This is a genomic window from Shewanella sp. YQ_9 (genome assembly GCF_043103185.1).
GTDB classification, from domain to species: Bacteria; Pseudomonadota; Gammaproteobacteria; order Enterobacterales; family Shewanellaceae; genus Shewanella; species Shewanella algae.
This window is the reverse complement of sequence record NZ_JBICJO010000012.1, coordinates 1-22,236: the sequence shown is the minus strand read 5'-3', so window position 1 is coordinate 22,236 and position 22,236 is coordinate 1. Positions and strand designations below refer to the sequence as shown.

General features: G+C 52.4%; 20 protein-coding genes. 12 read left to right on the top strand and 8 right to left on the bottom strand.

The genetic code is table 11. The features are described 5' to 3' along the window. Positions 1 to 113: 113 nt before the first annotated feature. The gene (locus tag ACF8D4_RS03535) at positions 114 to 1,115 is read right to left on the bottom strand and encodes a DUF2806 domain-containing protein (RefSeq protein ID WP_054745044.1); all 1,002 of its coding nucleotides are present in this window, start codon (positions 1,113 to 1,115) and stop codon (positions 114 to 116) included. Between the two features lie 1,466 nt (positions 1,116 to 2,581). Then, entirely contained in the window at positions 2,582 to 3,469 is an 888-nt protein-coding gene (locus ACF8D4_RS03530) for a GGDEF domain-containing protein (protein ID WP_306440256.1), read from the bottom strand. 188 nt (positions 3,470 to 3,657) lie between these two features. On the opposite strand from ACF8D4_RS03530, the gene ACF8D4_RS03525 reads away from it, so the two are divergent. Together ACF8D4_RS03525 and ACF8D4_RS03520 are read left to right on the top strand one after the other, a co-directional pair. Then, positions 3,658 to 5,604: a monovalent cation:proton antiporter-2 (CPA2) family protein gene (locus ACF8D4_RS03525; protein WP_044734887.1), complete on the top strand. Its 1,947-nt coding sequence runs from the start codon at positions 3,658 to 3,660 to the stop codon at positions 5,602 to 5,604. A 156-nt stretch (positions 5,605 to 5,760) separates the two neighbouring features. Then, the gene (locus tag ACF8D4_RS03520) at positions 5,761 to 6,693 is read left to right on the top strand and encodes a hypothetical protein (protein WP_392464651.1); all 933 of its coding nucleotides are present in this window, start codon (positions 5,761 to 5,763) and stop codon (positions 6,691 to 6,693) included. Between the two features lie 7 nt (positions 6,694 to 6,700). On the opposite strand, the gene ACF8D4_RS03515 is transcribed toward ACF8D4_RS03520, so the two are convergent. The 4 genes from ACF8D4_RS03515 to xseB all read right to left on the bottom strand — a co-directional run bounded on the left by ACF8D4_RS03515 (position 6,701) and on the right by xseB (position 10,996). After that, complete coding sequence (locus ACF8D4_RS03515; RefSeq protein WP_025887263.1) at positions 6,701 to 7,825, bottom strand: patatin-like phospholipase family protein; 1,125 nt, start codon at positions 7,823 to 7,825, stop codon at positions 6,701 to 6,703. Positions 7,826 to 7,987: 162 nt separating this feature from the next. Next, on the bottom strand, positions 7,988 to 9,853 hold the full coding sequence (gene dxs / locus ACF8D4_RS03510) for a 1-deoxy-D-xylulose-5-phosphate synthase (protein WP_145838998.1): 1,866 nt from the start codon (positions 9,851 to 9,853) through the stop codon (positions 7,988 to 7,990). A gap of 21 nt (positions 9,854 to 9,874) precedes the next feature. Continuing rightward, on the bottom strand, positions 9,875 to 10,756 hold the full coding sequence (gene ispA, locus ACF8D4_RS03505) for a (2E,6E)-farnesyl diphosphate synthase (protein WP_025887264.1): 882 nt from the start codon (positions 10,754 to 10,756) through the stop codon (positions 9,875 to 9,877). After that, positions 10,757 to 10,996, bottom strand: a complete 240-nt coding sequence (gene xseB, locus ACF8D4_RS03500; protein ID WP_025012016.1) for an exodeoxyribonuclease VII small subunit — start codon at positions 10,994 to 10,996, stop codon at positions 10,757 to 10,759. A gap of 394 nt (positions 10,997 to 11,390) precedes the next feature. Here xseB and pomA point away from each other — a divergent pair, with 394 nt between their 5' ends. The 3 genes from pomA (at position 11,391) to thiI (ending at position 14,714) form a co-directional block, all read left to right on the top strand. Further along, positions 11,391 to 12,158, top strand: a complete 768-nt coding sequence (pomA, locus tag ACF8D4_RS03495) for a flagellar motor protein PomA (protein ID WP_025012015.1) — start codon at positions 11,391 to 11,393, stop codon at positions 12,156 to 12,158. Positions 12,159 to 12,162: 4 nt separating this feature from the next. Next, on the top strand, positions 12,163 to 13,098 hold the full coding sequence (locus ACF8D4_RS03490) for a flagellar motor protein MotB (RefSeq protein WP_044734884.1): 936 nt from the start codon (positions 12,163 to 12,165) through the stop codon (positions 13,096 to 13,098). Between the two features lie 161 nt (positions 13,099 to 13,259). After that, positions 13,260 to 14,714, top strand: coding sequence for a tRNA uracil 4-sulfurtransferase ThiI (gene thiI, locus ACF8D4_RS03485; RefSeq protein ID WP_025887267.1), 1,455 nt, complete (start codon positions 13,260 to 13,262; stop codon positions 14,712 to 14,714). Positions 14,715 to 14,781: 67 nt separating this feature from the next. Here the strand turns inward: thiI and ACF8D4_RS03480 are convergent, their stop codons facing one another. Beyond that, positions 14,782 to 15,060: a hypothetical protein gene (locus ACF8D4_RS03480; protein WP_392464648.1), complete on the bottom strand. Its 279-nt coding sequence runs from the start codon at positions 15,058 to 15,060 to the stop codon at positions 14,782 to 14,784. Between the two features lie 185 nt (positions 15,061 to 15,245). On the opposite strand from ACF8D4_RS03480, the gene ACF8D4_RS03475 reads away from it, so the two are divergent. From ACF8D4_RS03475 to rlmM, 6 genes are all read left to right on the top strand, one after another. Further along, the gene (locus ACF8D4_RS03475) at positions 15,246 to 16,157 is read left to right on the top strand and encodes a transcriptional regulator GcvA (protein ID WP_025012011.1); all 912 of its coding nucleotides are present in this window, start codon (positions 15,246 to 15,248) and stop codon (positions 16,155 to 16,157) included. Between the two features lie 76 nt (positions 16,158 to 16,233). Beyond that, positions 16,234 to 16,869: an imm11 family protein gene (locus ACF8D4_RS03470; RefSeq protein ID WP_028781016.1), complete on the top strand. Its 636-nt coding sequence runs from the start codon at positions 16,234 to 16,236 to the stop codon at positions 16,867 to 16,869. A 6-nt stretch (positions 16,870 to 16,875) separates the two neighbouring features. Continuing rightward, positions 16,876 to 17,367, top strand: a complete 492-nt coding sequence (locus ACF8D4_RS03465; protein ID WP_392464647.1) for a hypothetical protein — start codon at positions 16,876 to 16,878, stop codon at positions 17,365 to 17,367. A 125-nt stretch (positions 17,368 to 17,492) separates the two neighbouring features. Then, positions 17,493 to 18,137, top strand: a complete 645-nt coding sequence (locus tag ACF8D4_RS03460; RefSeq protein WP_096142763.1) for an alpha/beta fold hydrolase — start codon at positions 17,493 to 17,495, stop codon at positions 18,135 to 18,137. 2 nt (positions 18,138 to 18,139) lie between these two features. Beyond that, entirely contained in the window at positions 18,140 to 18,529 is a 390-nt protein-coding gene (locus tag ACF8D4_RS03455) for a DUF423 domain-containing protein (protein WP_025887273.1), read from the top strand. A 383-nt stretch (positions 18,530 to 18,912) separates the two neighbouring features. Beyond that, complete coding sequence (gene rlmM / locus ACF8D4_RS03450; RefSeq protein ID WP_345848484.1) at positions 18,913 to 19,995, top strand: 23S rRNA (cytidine(2498)-2'-O)-methyltransferase RlmM; 1,083 nt, start codon at positions 18,913 to 18,915, stop codon at positions 19,993 to 19,995. Positions 19,996 to 20,278: 283 nt separating this feature from the next. On the opposite strand, the gene ACF8D4_RS03445 is transcribed toward rlmM, so the two are convergent. Next, a complete protein-coding gene (locus ACF8D4_RS03445; protein ID WP_144165965.1) occupies positions 20,279 to 20,587 on the bottom strand; it encodes a hypothetical protein in 309 nt (102 codons plus the stop codon). Between the two features lie 266 nt (positions 20,588 to 20,853). Between ACF8D4_RS03445 and ACF8D4_RS03440 the strand changes: the two genes are divergently transcribed. After that, on the top strand, positions 20,854 to 22,107 hold the full coding sequence (locus ACF8D4_RS03440) for a valine--pyruvate transaminase (RefSeq protein WP_392464644.1): 1,254 nt from the start codon (positions 20,854 to 20,856) through the stop codon (positions 22,105 to 22,107). Positions 22,108 to 22,236 lie beyond the last annotated feature (129 nt).

The following is a 22,236-nucleotide window of genomic DNA, read 5'->3' as shown; positions in this document are numbered from 1 at the left end:
CTATTTGACAATGGGAATCATATCAACGCCTCAATCAGAGGCAAAAAATAGTTGGTTAAAATTAGCGACGCAGGAGCAAAACCAACTGTTTTTTGTCCTGTTGAATTGACTTGTTAGGCTTCAATAGCTCTAGGGTTGTGTAGGCGTCCTTGATCCTTGGATAATTGTTCCCAATCACCGAATTGGACTGTGTAGCCCTGTTTCGCAATATCTTGGCCAATTGAGCATAAATAATCCTCATTTGAAGTAAATGACGCTAGAGCTAAAACCTGCTTACCTATGTGAGTAAGTTGGTAAATACCAAGTTTTAGAACTTTTGAAGGATCATCATGCTCAATAATTAGAGCTTTATTATTAGAAATCAAAGGCATTAAATATTTGTCTGGTATAACACTTTTTAGTTGGATGCTAAGTCCAAGTGCTTCAACTCCAGAGACAACACCAATTTCTTGTAAAAATAATAGAGCGCCGAATGATATACCTTCAGCTTCAAGAAACTTATCCTTATCTCTAATTATATTTCCCGCAATCACATATTTTGCTAGCTTGCTAATTAGCTCCGCTTCGTCTTTTGACAGACCTTTTAAAAATTCCATAGTTCTAATGGAATAGCTACCTGGATTTCTAACTTCACCGGCTAAAATCCTACCCCACAAGTCTTGCAATTCAGCCGTTGAAACTTTTCCTGCGTTCTCTCTCCATGTGTGCAACCAGTCATCATCTACTTTTTCATTCGAAGATGGTTGTTCCTCATCTAGTAAAACGCTTTCTGCAACAAGAACTGCTTTATTAACATTCACATCATTTCTTATCGATTCGGCAATATTATTATCAGTTACTATTTTAGAAAGCTGCTCAGTATTTAATATTGGCTCAATTCTCTCTTTTGTCTCAGCTTTATATTCTAGTCGTTTATCCGCTAGGCTTACTTTCCCTGCTCTAATATCCTCAGCTAACTTCTCAGCTTCAGCCAACATCAGTATTTCATCTCTACGAACTTCATTTTTAGCAAGTCCAAGCCGTTTTTCATGCCATGGTTTTAACGCAGAACCTATTCCTTTTTCGGCAATAGTTTCCCACATTTTTAAAACTAATTTTTCTCCGGGGAATTCCATATACTCTCCATGAAGCCTAACAGCTGTATAGTGCGCATGCGCGTTTTAGTCCTCGGAGGAGTGTAAACGCGCATCGCTATCTGTTTGTATTCGCTGGATATAATGGAGTTTAGTCCTAATATCCCTTGCAGCTAAACGCGCATGCGCGGTTTCCAAACCTATTATCTACCAGCTGTATTTTTTAACGTTATGAATTTAATAGTATTTTCTAAAATGTTACAGAAATAACGCGCAAACTTAGCTGCAAATTTCCGGCATTTTTCCTAGAACGTCAATAATACTGTATAGAAAATCAGTTCTTAGGCACTTACCATGAGCGCTTCAAGCCCTGCAAATAAGGGCCTTAAAACCAAGCGCCCTAAAACCCAGGTCTTACAAAAAACGTTAAGTAAAGCCATGGCTACCGCACGGGTCCAAACTCTGTTTGTCCCTGCATTCCGTTGAAAACGGAAAAGCACTGCTGCTTTCGGCCTTAAGCTTAAGGAAGTGCTAAAGCCAAGCTATTGAATTAGTTATACAATACCCAGTACTGGATGTGAAAACAATTAGCTAAAGGTCAAGCTTTGACAAATGCAACAAAATCCTGATTTGGGGTGTTTTTGAAGCGGAATTGACTGAGTGTTTGCATTCTTCCCTGTTTTCGACGGTCACAGTTCCACCAGAACTAGAGCCAGAGCCTGAAAATGAGCTGCATTTCTGCAAGCACTTCAGATATTTCAAGCTACTCCATTCTCACAGAATTGCACCAACTCCCGCTCGAAGCGGCCGCAGGGCGTTGATGACAATCGCGTAGCGAGGCATGGATGCCGAAGCAGCGCCAGTCGAATCAGGGATGAGCGTCTGGCGCGATAGCGAATTGGCATCATAAGCACAAGGGGTTTTCCGCTGCGTCGCGGGTCGCTGGGGGTTTGGAAAGGGGGCGAGTCGATACAGCCCCCTTTCCTCGAGTGTGGGGCGAAGCTCCACGACTTTAGGCCGCTGGCACAGCGGCTAATATAGCTTCCAGCTAAAAGTTCCTAAGTTAGTATTGGCGAGCTTCCGGCCACGGTGTAGTCCATCACCTGCGGTGCGCTCTCGCACAGGCGATCCTGTGACTCGCTGCGAGTACGTCCCTGTAAGCTCTGCCTCGTCATCCCTAGCTCGGAAGGTCACAGTTCCGCCTGTGCCTGAAAATGAGGTGTATGTCTGCAGAAATATAGGCAATTTTAAGCAACGTTATTTTTGCAGAATTGCACCAATCCCCCTCGATGTCGCCTACCGTCGTTGGCGCAAATAACGTGGCTGAGGGCGAATACTCGCCATTAGCGAATACACTTATGAGCGCGATCCCCAGATGGATTTGAGTACCAAATCCGCGCGGTCGAAATGAAAACCAAGAGAGTCCTCTTGGTCTAGGGGCAAATCGAGGGGCAAAGCGCCGCGACCTATAGTTTCAATCGCAGGCTAGTCTCAATCGCCGGTTCGTCTCAGTCGCGGGTCGCGATACAATATCTGTTACGGCCGGCGGCCTTGGCGCGATAAAGTGCACGGTCGGCCTGTTCAAACAGTTGATCCTGATTTACTCCGGCGCTCCAGGCGGCTATGCCTATGCTGCAGGCGATGCCGTGGCGGTGAAACAGGGTCTCGTTGGCGAGCATTTCGAGCAGGCGCTCGCTCATGCGCACCGCCGACTCCAGATTGCCTTCTACCAATACCACAAACTCGTCGCCACCTATGCGAAAAGCCTGGTCGGCATTGCGGATGCCACACTTAAGCAGCTTGCCGAACTGAGTCAGCACTCTGTCACCAAACTTGTGGCCGAGACTGTCGTTGAGCTGCTTGAAATTATCCAGATCAAGCACCACCAGAGATATCGGGCTGTGAGCCCGTCCGGCTCTGGCGAGCGAGGTACGGATACACTGACCGAAATAGTGGCGGTTGCCAAGCTCGGTCAGGGAATCAAACATCGCCTGCTCCGACATCTGCGAATAGGCGATGGCGTTAAACAGCGGCTGTGACAGCAGGGCTTCTATCTGTTCAAGCTCTGCCTGCTCCACCGGGCTCAACACCCTTTGCAACCGGTAGCGCAGCTTGGCGGTGCCCAGTTTACTGACCAGTTCTCTGCTCACCGTACTTTGAGAAGTACGCCCCCAGTGAAATTGATGTCCTTTCAGTCGCAGCTGTACTCCCTGTACCGGCAAATATTGTTGCAGCAGTTTGCCATAGCAGGCAAATACTGTCCGGGGATCGAGACTCGCATGCAACCGCTGAACCGCCTGCAGCAGATCCATCTTGGGACGGATAGCCTGAGGTTGATCAGACAGATACTGATAGTCTTCAGGGTAAAACTCTGTTGCCAGACCAAAGTCCATCATAAATACTCCAATAAGGCAGAACCTTTCACGACTGTTACAATGCAAAATGCGTGCCCGATAGGCTTTTGTCTGATTTGTATATAGATCTCATTGAGTTAAGCTTAGGAGTGTTACAGACAATGTTCATGTGACAAGTATTTGACGCCGGCAAAATAATGAATTGAACCATAGAGAGCAGGGGAGTGCGCATGGAACATGGATTCTTTATCCAGATCCTCTTGATGCTGGTTATTGCCATAGCGGCGATAGCCTTGCTCAGGCGCATAGGCTTGCCCGCTATTCTGGCCTACCTGCTGACGGGGGTTATCAGCGGTCCTTCCGGATTCAATTGGTTTTCGCAGCACCAGATGCAGTCGGTGGCCGAACTTGGGGTGGTGCTACTCATGTTTACCCTGGGACTGGAATTTTCTGTACCCAGGCTCTGGGCCATGCGCCGCACTGTATTTGGCCTCGGCAGTGCTCAGGTGGTATTGACCACCTTGCTGGCCATGGGGGCCGGATTACTCTTTATCAGTGACGTGACTCAGGCGCTGGTGATAGGTTCAGTGACAGCCTTGTCTTCCACCGCCATAGTGTTGAAACTGCTCAACGACAAGGGCTGGCTCAAGCGCCGCCATGGCGAACTGTCGGTCAGTGTGTTGCTGTTCCAGGACCTGGCCGTGGTGCCCTTGCTTATTCTGCTGCCTTTGCTTGCCGATGGCAGCGAGCCTTTGACTGTCCTGCAGCTTGGGGCAGCTCTGGGAAAGGGGATCCTGGCCTTTATTGTACTGATGGCTTTTGGTAAGTGGGCTCTGCCCAAATTGTTTGATGAAGTCGCTCGTTCCCGCTCCAACGAGTTGTTTGTGTTGTCGACTCTGGTGGTTGCGCTCTTGACCGGTGCCTTTACCCAGTGGCTGGGGTTGTCCATGGCCTTGGGAGCTTTTATGGCAGGGATGCTTCTGGGTGAGAGCCAGTACCGGCGCCAGTTGGAGGCGGATATTCGCCCGTTTCGGGATCTCTTGATGGGACTGTTCTTTATCTCCATAGGTATGTTGCTCGACTTCAGTCTGGTGCTGGCCTATTGGTGGCAAATTTTGCTGTTGCTGTTGGCGGTGATAGTCGGCAAGACGGCGATAGTCTTTGCCCTGCTGAGGCTGGCCAAAGAGCCTTTCAGGGTGGCTATGTCCACCGGCCTCAGTTTGGCACAGGTGGGGGAGTTTTCATTCGTGGTGCTGGCCCTGGCGGTGAGTTATCAATTGCTGGCCCCCAGTGTCAGTAACACTTTGGTGATGGTTGCCGTACTGTCGATGGCACTGGCGCCGGCATTGGTGCGTCATAGCATAGACATAGCCAGGCTGTTGCAGGGCCTTAAACCCAGGCCTGAACCGGCAGAAAACCTGCCGCCTTTGGATCCCCAGCAAGATCTGGTTCTGCTGCTGGGTTATGGCCGGGTTGGGCAGACCATAGGGCGGTTTCTCAAGGCCGAAGCTATCCCTTTTATTGCCCTCGACCGGGATCCCTCCCGGGTTGCCGAGGCGCGCCGGGCCGGAGAGCCGGTGTATTTCGGCGATGCTTGTAAACGCAGTTTGCTCAAACAAGCCAATGTGCGCCACGCCAAGAGTATAGTGCTGACCTTTTGCGAGCAGCCGCAGTTGGAAGAGGCCTTGGTGCTGTGCCGGCAATTGGCGCCCGAGGCGCGGATCATGGTGCGAACCCGGGATGACAGCGAGCTTGAACAACTGGAGCAGGCCGGTGCCAGTCAGGTTATTCCGGAAACTCTGGAAGGCAGCTTGATGCTGGTATCTCAGGTGTTGTATCAATCAGGGGTCCCTTTGTCGCGGATCCTCAAACGGCTGGAGTCGGAGCGGCGCAATCATTATCAGTATCTGCACGGTTTCTTTTCCGGTGAGGAAGCCGACTTCTCTCTCGAGCTACTGCATGCAGTGGCTTTGCCAAGAGGCGCCAGCGCCGTGGGAAAATTCAGTGCCGAGATCCCCTGGCAACAGCTCAGGGTGGAACTGAGAGCAGTGCGCCGCGGCGGCAGGGAGTACGAGCCGCCGGATGAAGATTGGCAGTTTCGCGCCGGTGATACCTTGCTTATTCGCGGCAAGCCCAGAAGGGTGGAGAAAGCCGAAGTTATTTTGCTTCAAGGCTGATTGCCCGGCCGCCGGCGTTGGTTTTATTTGCACGTTAAATGGGGTACTCTGCGACCTTTGTGGAGCTGAATGCCGGGAAGGACTGCTTGGCTGCATGTTGCAGCGACTTTTCCTGAATAAGCGCAAACCCGAGTGACCTACAAGGAGTTGGCAACCGTGACCCATGACAGTAATGATGGCCTCGATATCTCGTTCGAGGAACTGTTTGAGATTTTGACTTCTACCCAGCAGCTGCTGTTTTGCCGTGATGGTGATGTGCCGCTGATCCTGCCGGTGAATATCGATGGCAATGAAGAGGCCAGTCATTGTTATGCCTACCTTCCCATGATGGAGGAGCAGGAGGCGAGCCGGGTGCTTGCAGAGAGTCTTAAACAACCGGCGGATTACTATCTCAAACCCATGCATTGGCAACGGCTTATTCTGACCGCTCATTTCAATGAGGTGCTGTTGCTGGAGCTGGCGGGCAAACTCGTGCTGCCGGTGGAAGATCAGCAAGCCTACCTGAGCTATATGGCAGCGCGCCTCAGTGGTGAAGACTGCGTGCTGCGGGTCAACAATGTGGAAATCAGCCCTTGGCTCACCGGAGAGGCCGACGCCTGGGAGCTGGTGGAAGCACTGTTTGCCCGTCACGCCTCACTCAAGGGGATCTGGCTGGCCGACTGTCAGTGGCAACAGCCCGAAGGCAAACCCGGTAAGCTGATCATTCTCGACGCCGAGCTGGCCAGCTACGAGATGTCGGCCGCCTTGCAGGATCAGGCCAAGGCGCTGGGCTACACGCTTGTCCAACTGAAAGATTTGACCCTGGATTATCAGTTGGATGCGCTGACCATACTGCCGCCGCTGGTGAGCCGAAGTGAAGCGGGGGAAGTGCGTCTCTATGTCGGTGACCCAAACCAGCCCTTTATTCCGTTTCAGCGCCACCACATAGTGCAAACCACAGTCGACAACCCGGAGAGCGATTCCCATGGTTTACAGGCTGAGAACATAGCCGTTACCGCCAATGAGCGGGAGCAAGGCTCCACACCAACCTTTGCCGTGACTCTGGTCTCAGTGTTGCTGGTGGTGGCCCTACTCATCTTTTTCGCCTGATCCATGCTCAACTGATATCGAAAAAGGCTTTCAATTCATCAATCTGGCACATGGCATCCTGATAGCCCAAATCTATCAGGGCGCCTGTGTAGGCGTTCTCAAACAGCAGATAAGACACAATACTGGTGTCAGACTGACTGTCTATGCCAATCAAAGCCAGCAGCCGGCGAATGGCGAAGGGCATCTCCTGATAGTAACGCTTGGCCAGCTCACTGAGATCTTCACTGGGTTTAATCACTAAGGTATCAATCGGCCTCAAATCCAACTGTTGGCGACTCTGTTCCGGCACCAGCGCCAGAGTGCTGTTGATGCGCCTGAGCCGCTCCAGATCTGAATTCAGAGTATCGGAAAAGATGGTATCCAGCAGATGACCGGCAATGGTGGCCGTCTTGGGATGATAATCCAGTTCAAGGGGCGTGTTCTTGTGTGGGCTGTCCAGGTTGATCACCATGATCCGCTTGGCGCCCAGATGTATCGGGCTGGACAGCGGCGCCAATTGATGCACCGAGCCATCGCCATAGTAAGACTGAGACAGCTTAATTGAGGGGAACACCAAAGGAATGGCGGAGCTGGCCATCAGGTGCTCTGTGTGCAGCCGGGTGCGCTCGCCGCTGCGTCTGGCCCTTTGCCAGTTCTCCAGCTCCTTGTGGGCCTGAAAGAAGGTCACAGAGCGGGAGCTGTTGTAGCAGGAGGTGTCAATGCTCAGTGCCATCAGGGAGCCGCCGCGGATGTTGCGATCGATTCGCTCGAAGTTAATCAGCTCATTGAGCAGTTGCCGCAAGGGTTCATTGTCCAGCAAACTGCCGGCGTCGGTATTGACCAGGTCTCCCTGCATGCCACGAAGGGCCATCTTGGCCAGGTGTGCCAGCACGCCGGTATTGGAGGCGCGGTAGACTCTCTCAGTGTGGATATTACGCCAGATCCATTCCAGCTTTCTCAGCCCAAGGTGAAAACAGGATGCATGGGTGGCGATGGCGGTACCATTGATGGCTCCGGCCGAAGTGCCGCAAACAATCTTGAATGGAATGGCGTGATTGCGGGGATAAAACTGCACCAGTGCCTTGAGCACCCCAACCTGATAGGCCGCTCTGGCACCACCGCCCCCCAACACCAAAGCCCTGCTTTCCGGCACAGCGCCTCCTTTGCTAAAGCCCAGAACCATAAGAGAATGCCAAGATATAGTATTGTCGCCACTAGCTTGGCTAGTTCAGTTTAACTCTAGCTGGCTTTCCTGTGGTCGGAGAAGCAAAAAACCGCCCTGAGGCGGTTTTTTTAATGATAGCGGATGCTTATCTTATGCGAGCCGATTTTGGATCTGCTCGAGAATACCACTGGCATCCAGCTTGAGCTCAGTCAGTATCTCTTCCGGTGAGCCGTGCTTGATAAATTCATCCGGCAGGCCAATTTGCAACACAGGCTTGCAGATCCCCTGGCTGGCCAGATACTCGAGCACGCCACTGCCGGCGCCGCCCATGATGGCGTTCTCTTCCACTGTTACCAGCAAGTCGTGATTGGCGGCCAGTTCCTTGATCAAATCTTCATCCAAGGGCTTAACAAAGCGCATATCGGCAACTGTGGCATCCAGGCTTTCGGCGGCTTCCAGGCTGGCAGCCAGGGTAGTGCCGAAGTTGAGAATGGCAATCTGTTTGCCCTGACGTCTGACAAGGCCTTTGCCTATCGCCATGGCCGTCATCTCTTCAACCTGCTCGGCGCCGGTCGCACTGCCGCGAGGGTAGCGCACTGCGCTTGGGCCCTTATCGTAGCAGTAGCCGGTGTAAAGCATCTGCCGACATTCGTTTTCATCGGATGGCGCCATTATCACCATGTTGGGTACGCAGCGCAGATAGCTGAGATCGAAGGCACCCTGATGGGTTGGGCCATCGGCGCCCACAATGCCGCCTCGGTCAATGGCAAACAGCACCGGCAGGCGCTGCAGTGCCACATCGTGGATCAACTGATCATAGCCGCGCTGCAGGAAGGTGGAGTAAATGGCCACTACCGGCTTATAGCCTTCACAGGCAAAGCCCGCGCCCAGAGTCACAGCATGTTGCTCGGCGATGGCGGCATCGAAGTATTGCTCGGGGAATTTCTGGGAGAACTCCACCATGCCTGAGCCTTCACGCATGGCAGGGGTGATCCCCAGTACCTTGTCATCCTTGGCGGCGATGTCGCACAGCCATTTGCCGAACACCTGGGAAAAACTGGGTTTTCCCGGCTTGGTGGCCGGCTTGCAAAACAGTGAAGGGTCAAACTTGGGCACCGCATGCCAGCCGATGGGATCTTTCTCTGCCGGCTCATAACCTTTGCCTTTCTTGGTCATGATATGCAGTACCTGTGGCCCCTTGAGGCTGCGCATGTTACGCAGGGTTTCCACCAGGGCATCCACATCGTGGCCATCGATAGGGCCTATGTAGTTGAATCCCAGCTCTTCAAACAGGGTTCCCGGAACCACCATGCCTTTCAGGTGTTCCTCGGTGCGGCGCGCCATCTCTTTGATGACGGGCATGCCCTTGAGTACCTTCTTGCCGCCTTCACGTATTGTGGTGTAGAAGCGACCGGACATCAGCTGTGCCAGATGGTTGTTGAGGGCGCCGACGTTTTCCGAGATGGACATCTCGTTGTCGTTGAGCACCATCAGCATGTCTTTGTGCAGATCGCCGGCGTGGTTCATGGCTTCAAACACCATGCCGCCTGTCATGGCGCCATCGCCTATGACGGCCACCACTTTACGGCCGGCTTGCTCTTTATCGGCAGCCACAGCCATTGCCAGCGCGGCCGAAATCGAGGTGCCCGAGTGACCAACACTGAAGGTGTCGTACTCACTCTCTTCCCGCCAGGGGAAAGGGTGCAGGCCGCCTTTTTGGCGTATGGTAGGCATGCGATCGCGACGACCGGTAAGAATCTTATGCGGGTAGGCCTGATGACCCACATCCCAGACCAGGCGGTCAAACGGGGTGTTGTAGACATAATGCAGCGCCACGGTCAGCTCTACAGTGCCTAACCCTGAAGCAAAGTGACCGCTCGACATGCCCACAGATTTTAATAAAAACTCCCTGAGCTCGTCGGCCAGCTGAGGAAGCAGGCTTTGTGGAAGCTGACGCAGCTCTTCCGGGGTATTGGCCTGTGCCAGCACAGGAAACTGAGTGATATCCAGACTCATAACGAGATACTTTGTCTCTTTTTATACTCTTCGCTCAACGATATAGCGGGCGAATTCGGCAATTAACTGGCTATTGTATGGCAATTTGGCCAGCGCTGATAGTGCATCTTCCAGCAGTTTTTGGGCTGTGGCCTTGGCGCCCTCCAGTCCCAACAGTTTAGGATAGGTACTCTTGTTGGCGTCGAGATCCGACCCCTGGGGCTTACCCAGCTCTTCTGTACTGCCGGTGATATCGAGAATGTCATCCTGTACCTGGAATGCCAGACCTATGGCATCGGCGTATTCCAGCAGTGCCTGCCTTTCATTATCATCGACATCGGCGGCAATGACCGCAAACTCGACGGCGCAGCGGATAAGGGCACCTGTCTTCAATCTGTGCAGGGCGGTGAGCTGCGCAAGGGAGATCTCTTTGTCTGTGGCATTGAGATCCTGGGCCTGGCCGCCGCACATGCCGCGGTAGCCGGAGGCTTTGGCCAGCGCCTGCACCAGGCGCAGGTGTTGGCGGTCGCTGAGGCCCTCGATATCGCTGCTGATAAGTTCAAAGGCCAAGGTCTGCAAGGCATCACCGGCCAGAATGGCGGTGGCTTCGTCAAAGGCGATATGCACGGTTGGCTGACCGCGGCGCAGGGCATCGTCGTCCATGGCCGGCAGATCGTCATGGATCAGCGAGTAAGCGTGAATACATTCTATGGCGGCGGCGCAATCATCGAGGCGCTCAAGGGGAACGCCGAGCATCTCGCCCACAGAGTAAACCAGAAACGGCCGAATACGTTTACCGCCCAGCAGGGCACCATGACGCATGGCAGCCTTGAGTTTGGGCTCGGTATCATCCAGGGTGTCCAGAATGGTGCCAATCCTTTGATTGACTCTCTGCTGGTATTGGTTAATAGCTTGGGTTAACACTCACTCACCCTCGACATCAAATGGGCTCAATGGCGCCTGGGGATCCTGGGCCAGTAGTATGGCAACTTTCTGTTGCGCCTGTTCCAGTTTGGCCTGGCTGCTGCGCACCAGACCTATGCCACGCTCGAACTGTTTGAGAGCATCGTCCAGCGATACTTCACCGCGTTCCAGCTCGGCGACTATGCGTTCCAGTTCGTTGAGAGATTCTTCAAAGCTCAGATTTTCGGGTTTTTTGGCCACATCGGTTTCCTTGGTGCACCTTGGTTGCCGGCCCATTCCTGCGACCTGATTGTCACGGTGCAAAGGTATAAGGGGAGGGGATTGGCAGCAGGTGTCTTGGCGTTATGTTCAGCGTGACACAAGGTATATCAGGGCGCGATAAGGGTCAAATTGAAGCGCCCGTTATTTGCTCAACAGCACGCTTTGTCGCTGATTTTTTTTGGAGAAAATTAAAATCTTCCTAAACTTGCCTAAGCCCTGTCCGATAACTCAAAATAGAAACTGTTGAAAATTATCATATTCATCTCCTGCGAATAGCCAAGATCCTACATCACCCTTTGAGGCGGATCGGCTTGTATGGGATAGAGATCCCGGCCACACTGTGTCGGGTCTGCTTTAGAGGTGAGGAGCCACTGTGGATTTAGCAACCCTGATAGGACTGGTAGGTGCTTTTGCTTTCATTATCATGGCAATGGTCAGCAGTGGCGGCATTGCAATCTTTATTGATGTACCTTCGGTATTGATTGTGATGGTAGGTTCGCTGTTTGTGGTGATGATGAAATTCAACCTCAAGCAGTTTTTGGGGGCGGTCAAGATTGCCGCCAAGGCGTTTATGTTCAAACTGGACAAACCCGAAGAGTTGATTGAACAGTCGGTCACCATGGCCGACGCCGCCCGCAAAGGGGGCTTCCTGGCGCTGGAAGAGGCGCAAATTTCCAACAGTTTTATGCAAAAAGCGGTCGACATGCTGGTGGACGGCCACGACGGCGATGTGGTGCGTGAAGCACTGGAGAAAGACATTCAGCTGACCGAAGAGCGTCACAAGGCGGGGATCAGTATCTTCAAGGCGCTGGGTGATGTGGCGCCGGCTATGGGTATGATAGGTACCCTGATTGGTCTAGTAGCCATGTTGTCCAACATGGATGACCCTAAATCCATCGGCCCGGCAATGGCGGTGGCCTTGCTGACCACCTTGTACGGTGCGGTTATTGCCAACATGGTGGCGATTCCGATTGCCGATAAGCTGGCGCTGCGGATGAACGAAGAGATGCTCAACCGCAATCTGATTATGGACGCTGTACTGGCTATTCAGGATGGCCAGAACCCCAGAGTGATTGAGGGCTTCCTCAAAAATTACCTGTCTGAGAAACAGCGCAAAATAGATACAACGGACGGAGAGTAACACTATGGCCAAGCCCAAGTGTGATTGTCCGCCACCCGGCGCACCCATGTGGCTGGCAACCTTTGCCGACCTGATGTCGCTGCTGATGTGTTTCTTCGTGTTGCTGCTGGCCTTCTCCGAAATGGATGTCATGAAGTTCAAACAGATAGCCGGCTCGATGAAATACGCCTTCGGGGTGCAGAACAAGGTTGAAGTGAAAGATATTCCCAAAGGCACCTCAGTGATTGCGCTGGAGTTCCGCCCCGGACGCCCGGATCCCACCCCGATTGAAATAATCAACCAGCAAACCAACGAGATGACCCAGCAGATCCTCGAGTATCAGGAAGGGGATGACGACAGTGCCGGTGGCGTGCAGCAGCAAAGGGGCGAGCAGCGTGGCGGCGAGGCTTCGGCCACGGCGCAGGAGCAGGCCGAAGACAAGAAGACCCAGGAACAGCAGGCGGCTCAGGATCAGATTAACGAGCAGGTCAAGAAGATGGCCGAGGCGCTCAACAAAGAGATAGTGGACGGCGCTATTGAAATCGAGTCTCTGGGGCAGCAGATTATCATCCGTATTCGGGAGAAGGGCGCCTTTGCCTCAGGTTCGGGGTTCCTGCAACCCAGGTTCAAGCCTGTGGTGCAGGCGGTTGGCGAGCTACTCAAAGATGTACCCGGGATAATCACAGTCTCCGGCCACACGGATGACATGCAGATAAGCAATGAGCTGTACAGCTCCAACTGGGACCTGTCCAGCCAGCGGGCGGTGGCAGTGGCCCACGAATTGGTCAAGGTGCCCGGCTTTGATGCCAGCAGAATGAAAGTGGTGGGCATGGCTTCCACTGCGCCTTTGGTGGCCAACGACTCGCCGGAGAATCGCGCCCGTAACCGCAGGGTGGAAATCTCCATTGAGCAGGGCAAGGCCAAAGAGTCTGATGAGATTGAAGTCGATCCCAATCTTTGATGGCGCAGTATCATCAGAATCAGAGCAGCCTGAAAACGGCTGCTTTTTTTATGCTTCTGCAATCCGGGCACGGCTTTGGAGTGGCAAATCTCTGTGCCAGCTAGCGGGTTTTTGTTATAATCCCACGATTGCTGTTTGAAATTTTTTTCCTCGGGATCCCCATGAAGTTTATCGTAAAGCTGTATCCAGAAATCATGATGAAGAGCAAACCGGTAAGAATGCGTTTTACCAAGATGCTCGAGTCCAATATCCGCAATGTACTCAAAAAAGTGGATGAAGACGCTGCCGTTACCCGCCAGTGGGATCGGATTATGGTGCAGGTTCCCAAAGACAAACCCCAGCTAAAACAAGTTTTTGCCGAGCGTCTGGCTTGTATTCCCGGGATTTCTACCATCAGCCAGGTCAATGAATACAGCTTTGAAACCGTTGATGATATCTACCAGCATGCGCTCAAGGTGTATGCCGACGAGCTGGCGGGTAAGACCTTCTGTGTCCGCGCCAAGCGCAGCGGCAAGCACGACTTCAGTTCGCAGGATGTGGAGCGTTACGTAGGTGGTGGCCTGAACCAGTTTACCGAAGCGGCCGGTGTGCGCCTCAAAGACCCGGATATGACCATTCATCTGGAGATCAACAACGACAAACTCTACCTGGTGGAGAAGAAGATCCCCGGACTTGGTGGATTTCCGATCGCGACCCAGGAAGATGTGCTGTCCTTGATCTCCGGCGGTTTTGATTCAGGGGTGTCCAGTTTCCAATTTATCAAAAAGGGTTCCCGTACCCACTACTGCTTCTTCAACCTGGGCGGTGCCCAGCACGAAATAGGGGTCAAGCAGGTGGCGCACCATTTGTGGAAGACCTATGGCGAGTCGCATAAAGTCAAGTTTGTGACCGTTCCCTTTGAGCCCGTAGTGGCCGAAATCCTCGAGCGTATAGACAATGGCCTGATGGGCGTCATACTCAAGCGGATGATGATGCGCGCCGCCGCCAGGGTGGCGGAACGTATGGGGGTTCAGGCACTGGTCACAGGTGAGAGCCTGGGACAGGTATCCAGCCAAACCTTGACCAACCTCAATGTGATTGACCGCTGTGTCGATACCCTGATCCTCAGACCTTTGATCACCATGGACAAGCAGGACATCATCAACGAGAGCCGCAAGATAGGTACGGAAGACTTTGCCAAGTCCATGCCTGAATACTGCGGCGTGATTTCACAAAAACCCACGGTCAAAGCGGTGTTGTCCAAGGTTGAAGCCGAGGAAACCAAGTTTTCCGAAGATCTGCTGGACCGGATCATCGCCGATGCCGTGGTCATGGATATTCGGGAGATAGCAACCGACATGGATACCAAAGTAACGGAAACCGAAACCGTCGCCAGTGTCGGTCAGGGGGAAGTGGTGCTGGATATCAGGGCGCCGGAAGAGGAAGAGAGCAAGCCGCTGCAACTGGAAGGTGTCGAGATAGTTCATATTCCTTTCTTCAAGTTGGCCAGCGCCTTTGCCGAGCTCGATAGCAGCAAGACCTATCTGCTCTATTGCGATCGCGGCGTTATGAGTAAACTGCAGGCGCTCTACCTTCAGGAGCAAGGGCACGGTAACGTCAAGGTTTACCGCCCCTGATAAACAAAAAGCCGCCTCTCTCGAAGCGGCTTTTTTGCTGCTGACGCTCAGCTAAATCCAATGGGGCTCAGTTAAGCTGAACCTTTGATGGACTGGCTGCCGCGTCTTCGGCCAACAGCAGTGTCGGCTCGTCCAGCGCATGGGTTCTGAGCTCTTCGCTGTTGGCGGCAATGTTACGGCTCAGCTCCTGCTCAAGCCGTTTGAAGTCTATCTGCACCGCAGGTGCTTCGACAGCAACTCTTGGCAGAGGACGAGTTTGCGCCGGTGCAGAAAGACTTTCCGCAGCCATGGCGCTGGTGCTCATGCCAAACAGCAGGAGCACAAAAGCGGATTTAAAGTTCAACATGGGATGCCTCCGGGTGAGAACGGGCACTGAGTGCCAGTGTCAGACCTTCCCTTCGACTGCTCAGAGATTGTCTGAATATTCAACTTTTCGGCGCAAAATTTAACCAAAAGCGCTGGCTTTAACAAACGATAAAATGTAACAATCTGGATTAGAAAAACTAATTAAAAAATGAGAAGTGGATCACTATGTCAAAACGACTCCCTCCGCTGAATGCGGTCAAGGCGTTCGAGGCAGCAGCAAGGCATTTGAGCTTTACCCGCGCCGCCGAAGAACTGTTCGTTACCCAGGCCGCAGTGAGTCATCAGATCAAGGCGCTGGAAGACTTTCTGGGATTAAAATTATTTCGCCGAAAGAACCGCTCGCTGCTACTGACCGAAGAGGGGCAAAGCTACTTCCTCGATATCAAGGATATTTTTACCCAACTGTCGGATGCTACTGACAGGCTGTTGGCCCGCAGCGCCGTGGGTTCCTTGACTGTCAGCATGTCGCCCAGCTTTGCCATTCAGTGGCTGGTGCCGCGTCTGGCAAAGTTCAGTGAGAAGAATCCCGATATTGATGTGCGGATCAAGGCGGTGGATGCCGAGTTCAGCGCCTTGTCCGACGATGTGGATGTGGCAATTTACTATGGTCAGGGTAACTGGCCCGGGCTCAGGGCCGACAAACTGCGCAACGAAGTGTTGATCCCCGTGTGCTCGCCAATGCTGCTCAACGGCCCCAAGCCATTGGAAAAGCCCGCCGATCTTAAATATCATACCCTGCTGCACGATATGAGCCGTCATGACTGGCAGGCCTGGTTCCGCCAATGCGGCGTAACGGATGTCAATGTGAACCAGGGGCCGATATTCAGCCACTCATCTCTGGTACTGCAGGCGGCGGCCCATGGCCAGGGGGTAGCTCTGGGCTACAGCGTGCTCGCTCGCCCCGACATCAAGGCCGGGCGTTTGGTCTGTCCGTTCCAGGAGGTTCTGGTCAGCAAAGATGCCTATTATCTGGTGTGCCAGCAAAAGCATGCCGAGTTAGGTAAAATCGTCGCGTTCCGCGAATGGATGCTGGATATGTTTGCCGAGGAGTCACGTAGTGAATTGTTGCCGGGATAAGTCGGTAACACGCTTCTCTGCATATACAGGAAGGCACTACAAATAAGTGAAAGCTTGCAGTTTATAGGGAACTTTGATGGAACTGGCTTACATAAACGAAAACACGGAAGAGAGTGATGCCATGTTTAGTTGCTCTGATAACAGAGAGCATTTGTACGAAGACATGGACTACATTCCAGTGAGCGCATTGAGTGCGGTTATTTGGGAGGACGAAGACAGTTATTCAGAAGCTGTTTTCGATATCACAAACTCAGGGGATTTAAGCGTTACCAAACCTATAGCAGACGTTTTTATGAGCTTTGACCCATATGGCGTCGCTTTTCTGCCCAATAGATTACAGTGCATGGATGGCCTGTCGACTCAGCAGCGATATATTATCGCGATAAATAACGAGTTGGATGTATTGGATGAAGACAAGTCAGTTATAAAAAACGTTATCAGGCATTATGATCCCAAAAAGCACGGCTACGATGTGCCATTGGAAGAGCAGAAGCCTTTTCATTCAATCATAGTTAGTAAATTGTATCTTGACCGAGAAAAGCTCGAGTCTTATCCCATGAACCGCAGACACATTTTCAGGGTTAAAGGTACCAATAACTTTTTCTTTTCTTCAGAAGTATATGATGAGCTCTATAATATCGCTCTACAGGGGTTAGCTTGTGGACTGACCGCTTTTAAGTTTGATGTCGATGATGAAGCACCAAGGAGATAATAGTAAGTGAAAGATGAATACTCGATACTCACTAAACAAAATATGGATACTTTCCCATTCCAACAAACACCTGCACCAGTAGGTGCTGCAGCACCGGATCTGTTATTGGAAATGACCTTTTCTCCAAAGCTGTTCATTATTGGTGATATAGCATCCAAACTGGAGCCATTGGTGCAGCATGGTGTTGAATGGCTGGATGCTCGTGTTGACAATTCGCCAAGTCAACCTTCGGATGAACAACTCGAGGTATATGACAACTATCGAATGCCTTATATCCAGCAGACGTACAGATTGACGGATAAAGAAAAGCAATTTGGTAAGTTGAATTGGTTAGATACTGATTCGACAGAGTTCGATTTTTCTAGACTGGAAAATATTCCTGTGGAACAAAGGTTAATATTTAAACTGGAAGAGGACTTTGGCTTGGTGTTTATTCATCAAAGTGTGATTGATTTGTTGAAAAAACATGTAAAAACGGTATGGGTAAGAGATATATAATTACCGCTTGGTCGTTTTTTAACGCTACTTTTTTAATAAATTGATTTGTCAGGGAAGTACGGTATTTAATATTGTGGTTTATTCGAACCCAAGCATGAAAATTATTGTATCTTCGGACAGGGCTGATGATGAATTTGAATACTAACTGGCTGCTGGATAAAGGTAAGGACAGTGACACTCTGGTGTTGTTCGCCCATGGCGCCGGTGCCGATATGCACAGCGACTTTATGGCAGATTATGCCACGCTGTTGTCCGCCAGCGGCCCGAGCGTGCTGAGGTTTAACTTTCCTTACATGGTCAAGCGCGGCGAGGATGGCAAGCGGCGCCCGCCGGACCGGGCACCTGCGCTGTTGCAGTCCTTCGAGCAGACCTTGGCAGCAGCGGTTGCCGAGTTTGCGCCCAAGCGACTATTTTTGATGGGCAAATCCATGGGCGGGCGGATGGCGGCCATGCTGGCGGCCAATGATAAACTGGCGATGACCCCCAGCGGCGTTATCTGTCTTGGTTATCCGTTTTTGCCGCCGAAGAAGACCGAGCCCAGACTTGAGCCCTTGTGGGAGTGTGCCTCGCCTCTGCTTATTTTGCAGGGCGAGCGCGACAGTTTCGGCAAGCGCGAGCAGTTGGCCTCCTGGGCGCTGCCCGAGCAGGCCAAAGTACGCTTTATTACCGACGGAGATCATAGTTTTGTGCCGCGCAAGTCGTCCGGAACGGATCTTAAGGCTAACCTGCAGGATGCCGTGAAAGAATCACTTTTATTTATCGGGAGTTAGTTATGCGTAAGGGGTTATTGTTACTGGCGGCTATCAGTGGTTTCTTTGCCGTTGCACTGGGAGCTTTTGGCGCCCATGGACTCAAGACCATTGCACCTGCCGAGTTGATCGCCATATTCAACCTGGGGGTTGAATATCAGTTCTATCACACCTTTGGTTTGATCACCCTGGCCTTTGCCGGTCACTGGTTCAAGTCGCGTCTGATTGACTGGGCGGCGGGGCTGTTTATCGCCGGAATCTTTATGTTCTCCGGCTCGTTGTATCTGTATGCCTTGACCGGCACCAAGTGGCTGGGCATGGTAACCCCTCTCGGCGGCAGCTGCTTCCTGGTAGGCTGGTTATTGTTGGCGGCAGCGGTATGGCGCCACCGCATGGATGAAACCGGGCTATAAGTCTGGTTGGCTAAAGCCATTATTTACTAAAATAATCATTTACTAAAGTAATTGCCCACTAAAGCTGTCCTCTAAAAAGCGAGCCCTTCAGAGAGATAGATAGTTAGAAATATAGCTATTTAAGTAGATAGTCCGCAGGCCTGCCTAGGTAAACACCCGCCCAAGTGGCGGGTGTTCTATTCCCAATTGCCGAAGGGCAGGGTGAATGGGCCGGTATGCGCTGCAGGCCAAGCTCAATTTAGCCTGAGCTTTCTTGCAAGCCTGGCATGCTCGGCTTTCATTCTCACCGAGTCAGGCAACTCCTGCGCGCAATGCTATGGTATACTCGCGCTTTCGCCAGTTGCCGGAGGCTTTCCGGTAAGATTCACTGTTTGGAAATACCAATGAACAACCTGTTTCTGTTTTGTCGTGCCGGCTATGAAAAAGAGTGCGCGGCCGAGATCCAAAATCGGGCGGCACAGCTCAATGTCGGTGGTTTCGTCAAGGCCAATAACAACGATGCCTATGTGATCTTTCAATGTTTTGCCGAAGGGGAAGCCGACACCCTGGCACAGGAACTGGCGCTGGACTCATTGATCTTTGCCCGGCAGATGTTTGTCTGCGGCGATCTGCTCAGCGACCTGCCTCCCGAAGACAGGGTAGGGCCAATTACCGCCGCACTTGAAGATGTCAGCAGGGGCGGTGAACTCAGGGTCGAAACTCCGGATACCAACGAAGCCAAAGAGCTGCTGACCTTCTGCCGCAAGTTTACCGTGCCGCTGCGTCAGTCGCTGAAACAAAGCGGTACTCTGCTGGCCAAGGAAAACCCCAAGCGGCCGATAATCCATGTGTGCTTTGTGGCACCGGGCAAGGCGTTTGCCGGTTATTCCTACAGCCATAACTCGTCACCGTTTTTTATGGGGATCCCCAGGCTCAAGTTTCCCGCCGATGCGCCCAGCCGCTCGACTTTGAAACTGGATGAGGCCTTCAATCACTTTATTCCCGAACCGCAGCGGGAAGAGCGTTTGCGCAGCGGCCTCAACGCCGTGGATCTCGGCGCCTGTCCCGGCGGCTGGACCTATCAGTTGGTGCGCCGCGGCATGTTTGTATCGGCCGTCGACAACGGCCCCATGGATGCGGGTTTGATGGAAACCGGCCAGGTGACTCACTTCCAGGCCGACGGTTTCCGTTTCGAGCCCAAGCGCAAGAACATCTATTGGCTGGTGTGTGACATGGTGGAAAAACCGGCCAGGGTGGCCGAACTGATGGAAGCCTGGGCCATTAATGGCTGGTTCAAAGAGGCTATCTTTAACCTGAAACTGCCGATGAAGAGCCGTTACAAAGAGGTGAGCACCATATTGGAAAATATGCAGGCCATTCTCAAAGAAAACGGCATCACGGAGTTTAAGCTGGCCTGTAAACACCTCTATCACGACAGGGATGAAGTGACTGTGCACCTGTGGCTGCGACCCAACTCTCCTTGGTGAGTTGGGGAAGGTGCGAACAAGTCCCATGTGTGCTCTGCGTCGGCTTATGGGCCTGGATGCAAGGCGTGGTTCGTAGCAAATGGCCCTAGTCCTTTGCAAGAAGCACAACACAGCAGGCAGGTCTGTAAGCCACGCCCTTCGGGGCTTTCACAGCAACCGGCTCTCGCGTTATCCGACTTCGACATGCCCCGGCATGCCTTCAGTCAGATGCCTTGAACGCCAATTGCTGTGTAAGCCAGAGTGCCACGAGGACTTATTCGCACTTTCCTAGCCTTGATGCTTTTCAGCTCAAGGCCAACTGCTGTAGCACGGCATCCGGAATATCATACTGGCCGCAAACCCACTCAAGATTGCCGTTAACAAAGCCGAGTAGCTCCCGGGTCAACATCAGGTTATAGACGGCATCGGCCACTAGGCTAACGTACTCGGCTTTCTTTCTCGGTGACAAGTGATGGTGGCGCCGGTAATCCTGCAGTGCCTGTTCCAGCTTCTTGCCGGCAACGCCCAGGGAACCGGCTTGCTCCCGCATCAATTCCTGTTCCAGCAAACTCTGCTGTTGCTGCTTTAGTTCACTCAGTTTTGAGGCTGACACCCGCTGCTCCTCTGGCTGCATCTCCTGTTTTTAAGTGTGTGCCCCTGATAATGGATCAACAAGTCGATGTCGGCGAAATGTTCGCTGGCGCACAAAAATCTGCTCTCAAATGACCATGCAACTTTTACTCGGGGCGTTTGTAGTCATTTAAGCTTGGTAAATATTGAGTTGTATCACGCAACTAAAAAACTTTTAAGGTGTAATCTGCCGCAGTTCCTGTTACTAAATAAGTTCTGTTTCTTGATATGAGTCTGCGGATAGAAGTAATGCAGTTTTCCAAGTTTGGTGACAAGTTTAACCGTTATACAGGTATCACCCAGTTGATGGATGATCTCAACGAAGGGCTACGCACTCGGGGGGCGATTATGCTGGGTGGCGGTAACCCGGCGGCCATCCCCTCCATGCTGGACTATTTTACCGAGCTCAGTGCCGATATGCTGGCCAAGGGCGAGTTGCTCGCGGCCATGACCAACTATGATGGCCCGCAGGGAAAAGATGCCTTTCTCAATGCCTTGGCCAAGCTGCTGAACGATACCTACGGTTGGTCGCTGACCAAAAACAATATCAGCCTCACCAACGGCAGCCAGAGCTCCTTTTTCGCGCTGTTTAACCTGTTTGCCGGTACCACTGCCGAGGGGCAAAAACGCAAGATCTTACTGCCGCTCGCCCCGGAGTATATCGGCTACAGTGATGCCGGTCTGGAAGATGAACTATTTCGTACCTTCAAGCCGGAAATCACCAAGCTGGATGGCGGCTTGTTCAAATACCACATCGACTTTGAAAGGCTTAAAGTCGATGCCGATATCGGTGCCATTTGTGTTTCGCGGCCGACCAACCCCACAGGCAATGTGCTGACTGATGAAGAGGTTGATAAGCTGGATAAGCTCGCAAGAGCGCATGGGATCCCGCTGCTCCTCGACTGCGCCTATGGCTCACCTTTCCCCAATATTCTGTTTGAGGATGTGACTCCTTTCTGGAACGACAACACAGTGTTGTGCATGAGTCTCTCCAAGTTGGGGCTGCCGGGGCTGCGCTGCGGCATAGTGATAGCCAATGAAGCCATCACCCAGGCGCTGACCAATATCAACGGTATTATTTCACTGGCACCGGGCAGCATGGGCCCGGCGATGGCGACAGAGATGATAGCCCGTGGTGATATGCTGCGGCTCGGCAATGAAGTGGTGCGGCCTTTCTATCTGCAGCGGGCGCAGCAAACCGTGGCCATGCTGCAACAGGCTCTGCCGGACTCCAGATTCAGAATTCATAAACCCGAGGGCGCGATTTTCCTCTGGCTCTGGTTTGAGGGCCTGTCCATCAGTGCCATGGAGCTTTATCGACGCCTGAAAGCCAGGGGCGTATTGGTGGTGCCCGGGGAGTATTTCTTCTTCGGACTGGCCGAAGAGTGGCCACACGCCGGTGAGTGTATTCGGATGAACTATGTGCAACAACCTGAATTGATGCGTCGCGGCATTGAAATCATCGCTGAAGAAGTCAATAAGGCTTGGGCGCAGCTTGGTTGAAACCAAGGCTACTATCGCAGAGTTGCTTGCTGTGAGTTTCAAGCAACTCTGCTGTAGCGTTATGAATCGCCACCAATAAACTAGACACTTCCCAGCCGTTCTTGGTATCGGTTCTCGAACTCTACTGGT